The sequence below is a fragment of the Halomonas sp. BM-2019 genome (genome assembly GCF_017584085.1).
Genome location: NZ_CP071922.1, coordinates 2,618,024 through 2,622,883 on the forward strand (window position 1 = coordinate 2,618,024; position 4,860 = coordinate 2,622,883).

Consider the following 4,860-nt stretch of genomic DNA (forward strand, 5'->3'; position numbering starts at 1 on the left):
CTTGAAGCCCAGGCTCTCGCGCAGCAGGCCGAGCCAGGCCGGTGAGAAGCCGGCAGGCCGCGGGTCGAAGGCGGAGTAGATCACATGGGCCGGCATCACCCCGTCCAGCCGGCCGGCCAGGCGGCTGAAGGGCACCAGGTCGCGCTCGCGCAGGGCCGCCAGCGAGCGAGGATCCACCGGGAGCTCCCGATGGGAGTCCGCCGCCACGCCGCCGTGGCCGGGGAAATGCTTGCCCACGGCGACCATGCCCGCTTCGTGCAGGCCGTCGACGAAGGCGCCGGCCAGGGTGGCCACGGCCTCGGGATCGGCGGAGAAGCTGCGATCGCCGATCACCGTGGAGGTGCCGTCGTCCACGTCCAGCACCGGAGCGAAGCTGAGGTCGAGGCCACAGGCGGCCATCTCCATGCCCAGCAGCCAGCCGGCGTCCTGGCAGAGCCGCCGGATGACCTCGGGCTGACTGGCGAAGTCATCTCCCAGCCGCGCCATGGCCGGCAGACGGGTCACATCCTGGCGCAGGCGCTGCACCCGGCCGCCCTCCTGGTCGATGGCCAGCAGCAGGCCGGGGCGCACCCGCCGGATATCGTCGCACAGGGCCCGCACCTGGGCTGCGGATTCGGTATTGCGCGCGAAGAGGATCACCCCGCCCACTTCGGGGCGCCCGAGGAGCTGGCGCTCCTCGGCCGTCAGCACGGGGCCCTCCAGATCCAGCATCACCGGCCCGAGGGTCTGGGTCATGATCGGTTCCTTGGCGTGAAAGGGGGCAGATTCTAGGGCAAAGTCCGCGCCAGTGACAGCCGCTCGGGGCCCCTCAACCCACGGGACCCCGCTAGCCACTCGCCGACGCCGCCCCGGCGGGATCAGGAGGTCACGACGCTCGGCGTAGCGGCCGAGGGCGTTGGCAGCGGGGCCTGCATGGCGGCCACCACCACCGGGCGCAGGCGGCGGATCAGGTCGCGCACCGTGACATGTTCACCATAGTCCTTCTCGGCGATATCGCGCAGGGCATCGAGGCCCGAGAGGGTGAAGATCACGGTGCCCAGCACGAAGTGCAGCCGCCAGAAGCGTTCGGCGTCAGGCAGCTCCGGGGTGGCCTTGCGCACCAGTTCGGTGAAGCGGGTGAAGACGCTGCCGTACTCCTCCTGGATATAGCGACGCAGGTGGCCCTGGGCCTGGCTGTAGGCCAGCCCCAGCAGCCGCATGAAGACCTTGAGGCTGTTGCGTTCGGCGGGGACCTCGAGCACCGTGCGTGCCATGGTCTCCAGCAGCTCCTCCAGGGGGATCACCTGGTCCGCGTAGCGCCCTTCCAGCTCGTCCAGCGCCCGGTGGAAACGCTCGGTGAAGGGGTCGAGATAGCGGGCGAACACCGCCTGGATCAGCGACTTCTTGGAGCCGAAGTGGTAGTTCACCGCGGCCAGGTTGACCCTGGCCTTGCTGGTGATGGTGCGCAGCGAGGTCTCGGCGAAGCCCCGCTCGGCAAACAGCACCTCGGCCGTGTCGAGGATCCGGGTGACGGTGTCGGTCTGAGCCATTTGCTAAGTCTTCCTGGTTATAAACAGCCGTTTCAAACGTGCCCTGATTCTACGCGAGCCGGACCCTCGGGCTCAATTCGCATTGTCGGACCGCGTTTAAAACAGCGGGAAAACGGCGCCTTTTACTGTATGCACTTCCATGCTGTATACTTGAACAAGAAGCGCGGACCCCATTCGCCACTACCCGACAGCCGGAGGTCGCATGGCACGCCCCCTCACCCAGCGCCAGCAGAACGTCTACGACTTCATCGTCAAGACCATCAACGAGCTCGGCTATCCCCCGACCCGGGCCGAGATCGCCCGCGCCCTGGGCTTTCGCTCGCCCAACGCCGCCGAGGAGCACCTGCGTGCCCTCGAGCGCAAGGGGGTGATCCGCATGATCGCCGGCACCTCCCGGGGCATTCGGTTGCCCGCCCCGGAGCAAGAGGTCCCCGTGGAGGGCGACGCCCCGGCCCAGGGGCTTCCCATCATCGGCGAGGTGGCCGCCGGCAGTCCGATCCTGGCCGCCGAGCATATCGATCGCTACTGCCCCCTGCCCCCCGAGTACTTCACCCCCCGGGCCGACTACCTGCTCAGGGTGCGCGGGCTCTCCATGAAGGAGATCGGCATCCTCGAGGGCGACCTGCTCGCCGTGCATCGCACCGAGCGCGTCCGCGACGGCCAGATCGTGGTGGCGCGCCTGGAAGACGAGGTGACGGTGAAGCGCTTCCGGCGCGACGGGCACCGGGTCACCCTGATCGCCGAGAATCCCGACTTCCCCCCCATCGAGGTGGACCTGCGCCACCAGGCGCTGGAGATCGAGGGCATCGGGGTGGGCGTGATCCGTGGCGGCAATGGCCAGGCCCTCGGCTGACAGGAAGATCCTCCACGCCGACTGCGACTGCTTCTACGCAGCGGTGGAGATGCGCGACAACCCGGCGCTCCGGGAGGTACCGCTGGCCATCGGCGGCAGTCCCGAGCGGCGCGGGGTGATCGCCACCTGCAACTACCCCGCCCGGGCCTTCGGCATCCACTCGGCGATGCCCACCGCCCGGGCGCTACGCCTCTGCCCCCGGCTCACCCTGCTGCCCGGCGACTTCGCCAGGTACCGCGCGGTGTCGCAGCAGATCCAGGCGATCTTCCACGAGCTCACCCCTCGGGTGGAGCCGCTCTCCCTGGACGAGGCCTATCTGGATGTGACCGGCGTCGAACGCTTCGCCGGCAGCGCCACCTGGATGGCCCGCTGGCTCAAGCAGGAGTGCCTGGCGCGCACCGGCATCACCCTGTCGGTGGGGGCGGCGCCAAGCAAGTTCCTGGCCAAGATCGCCAGCGACTGGGAGAAGCCCGACGGCCTGACGGTGATCCCCCCGGAGCGGGTCGATGAGTTCCTGTCGGCGCTGCCGGTCAACAAGCTCCACGGCGTGGGCCCGGCCACCGGGGCGCGCCTCGACGCCCTGGGCATCACCACCTGCGCCGAGCTTCGCACCCTGCCACTGCCCCGCCTGGTGGAGGAGTTCGGCAAGTTCGGCAAACGGCTCTTCGAGCTCTCCCGGGGAATCGACGAGCGTCCGGTACGCCTCGAGCGTGAGCGCAAGTCGATCAGCGTGGAGACCACCTTCGCCCGGGACCTGCGCGACCTGGCCAGCTGCCGAGAAGCCCTCGAGCCGCTCTGCGCGCGCCTGGCGGAGCGCCTGGCGCGCCACGGTCAGCCGCCGCTGGCGGGCCTGGTGGTCAAGGTGCGCTTCGACGACTTCAGCCTGACCACCCTGGAGAGCCGGGGGCTCTCCCCTCGTCCCGAGAGCTACGTCCGCCTGCTGGAACAGGCCTGGGAGCGCGGCCGCCGCCCGGTACGCCTGCTCGGCGTCGGCGCCCGGCTGCTGCCCGAGGCCGAACGGCGCCAGCTGGCGCTGGGGTTTTAGCGCCTAGCGCCTAGCCGGAGTGGGAGTGGGAGGCCGGCTCTGCCGGGCGAATGGAGGCCGGAGGCCTCCCCGCGGTAGATGTCTGATTCGGCAACACCTCCGGGGCGCCTGCGGCGCCTTCGCCCGGGAAACCCGGCCTCCCACAGTGAGGACCACCGGTCTGTGCCGGCAACACCGCCCCTCGCCACCTGCCGCCCGTCAGTGAGCTGCTGGGCGCTAGGCGCTTGTAGCTACTGCCCGAAGGGCGCTCGGCGCTATTTCGTATCGATATAGCGATGGTCGTTGAAGGTGGCGACCCAGCTCGGGTGATAGACCAGCAGGATCGCCATCAGCATCCCGGTGATGAAGGCCTCGGAGGGCATCAGCAGCGGCAGGAAGCGGGCATACTCCAGGGCCTGGTAGAGGGCGTGGGCGTCGCTGGCCCCCAGCAGCATCAGGCCCACCGCCGAGAGACCCGCCGCCAGGGTGGAGAGCGCGGCGCCGAAGAAGCCACAGACGAACAGGAAGACCATCAGGTTGTCGGGCAGGCGGCGATCCACCAGTCGCCAGATCAGCACCATCACCAGCGCCGGGACCACGCCGGTCACCAGCAGGTTGACCCCGAGCAGCGGCCACGCCACCCGCCCGGTCAGCACCGCCACCAGGTTGACGATCAGGATCGACAGCAGGGCCAGCGGCGCCTTGAACACCAGGGTCAGCAGCGCCGTGAACATCAGGTGCAGGGAGAGCCAGTCGACGGCCTGGGCGCGCAGCTGCCACATCAGCAGCACCGCCACCGTGGCGGCGAGCCAACGGTGCTGCAGCGCCGTATCGTCCAGCAGCGCCCGCCAGGGGCGCTGGGCCAGCGCCAGGAACGCACAGAGCCCCAGCAGCCAGGGGGCCAGCACCGCTTCGGAAAAGGACATGCCGGGGCTCCGCTCGGGGTCAGGCGAACACGACCGTCTTGTTGCCGTGGATCAGCACCCGGTCCTGCAGATGCCAGTGCAGGCCGCGGGCCAGCACCGCCTTCTCCACGTCGCGGCCGAAGCGCACCAAGTCCTCGGGGTTGTGGCAGTGGCTCACTCGATGGATGTCCTGCTCGATGATCGGGCCGGCATCCAGCTCCTCGGTGACATAGTGACAGGTGGCGCCGATCAGCTTCACGCCCCGCTCAAAGGCCTGGTGGTAGGGCTTGGCGCCGGCGAAGGAGGGCAGGAAGCTGTGATGGATATTGATCACCCGCCCGGCATAGCGTTCACACAGCGCCGGGGGCAGGATCTGCATGTAGCGGGCCAGCACCACGCAGTCGGCCCGCAGCTCGTCCACCAGCCGGGCCACCTCGTCGAAGGCGGCCTGCTTGTCGTCGGGCTTCACCGGCACGTGGTGGTAGGGAATGCCGTGCCACTCCACCAGGCCGCGCATGGTCTCGTGGTTGGAGATCACCGCCGCGATGT

6 protein-coding genes are annotated in these 4,860 nt (G+C 69.4%); 2 read left to right on the forward strand and 4 right to left on the reverse strand.

Going from position 1 to position 4,860, the window contains the following annotated elements; all coding sequences use genetic code 11:
- Window positions 1–735: beta-N-acetylhexosaminidase (gene nagZ / locus J5F18_RS13095; protein WP_346299054.1), on the reverse strand; the 735-nt coding region annotated here is incomplete at its 3' end.
- Between the two features lie 122 nt (window positions 736–857).
- Entirely contained in the window at window positions 858–1,529 is a 672-nt protein-coding gene (locus tag J5F18_RS13100) for a TetR/AcrR family transcriptional regulator (protein WP_346299055.1), read from the reverse strand.
- 202 nt (window positions 1,530–1,731) lie between these two features.
- Here J5F18_RS13100 and lexA point away from each other — a divergent pair, with 202 nt between their 5' ends.
- Both lexA and dinB read left to right on the forward strand, forming a co-directional pair.
- On the forward strand, window positions 1,732–2,382 hold the full coding sequence (gene lexA, locus J5F18_RS13105; protein ID WP_346299056.1) for a transcriptional repressor LexA: 651 nt from the start codon (window positions 1,732–1,734) through the stop codon (window positions 2,380–2,382).
- Window positions 2,363–3,427, forward strand: a complete 1,065-nt coding sequence (dinB, locus tag J5F18_RS13110; RefSeq protein ID WP_346302228.1) for a DNA polymerase IV — start codon at window positions 2,363–2,365, stop codon at window positions 3,425–3,427. The genes lexA and dinB overlap by 20 nt, the downstream gene beginning before the upstream one ends.
- A gap of 254 nt (window positions 3,428–3,681) precedes the next feature.
- Here dinB and J5F18_RS13115 read toward each other — a convergent pair whose 3' ends face one another.
- Both J5F18_RS13115 and J5F18_RS13120 read right to left on the reverse strand, forming a co-directional pair.
- The gene (locus J5F18_RS13115) at window positions 3,682–4,332 is read right to left on the reverse strand and encodes an energy-coupling factor ABC transporter permease (RefSeq protein WP_346299057.1); all 651 of its coding nucleotides are present in this window, start codon (window positions 4,330–4,332) and stop codon (window positions 3,682–3,684) included.
- A gap of 19 nt (window positions 4,333–4,351) precedes the next feature.
- The coding region (locus tag J5F18_RS13120; RefSeq protein ID WP_346299058.1) for a formyltetrahydrofolate deformylase at window positions 4,352–4,860 on the reverse strand (509 nt) is incomplete at its 5' end.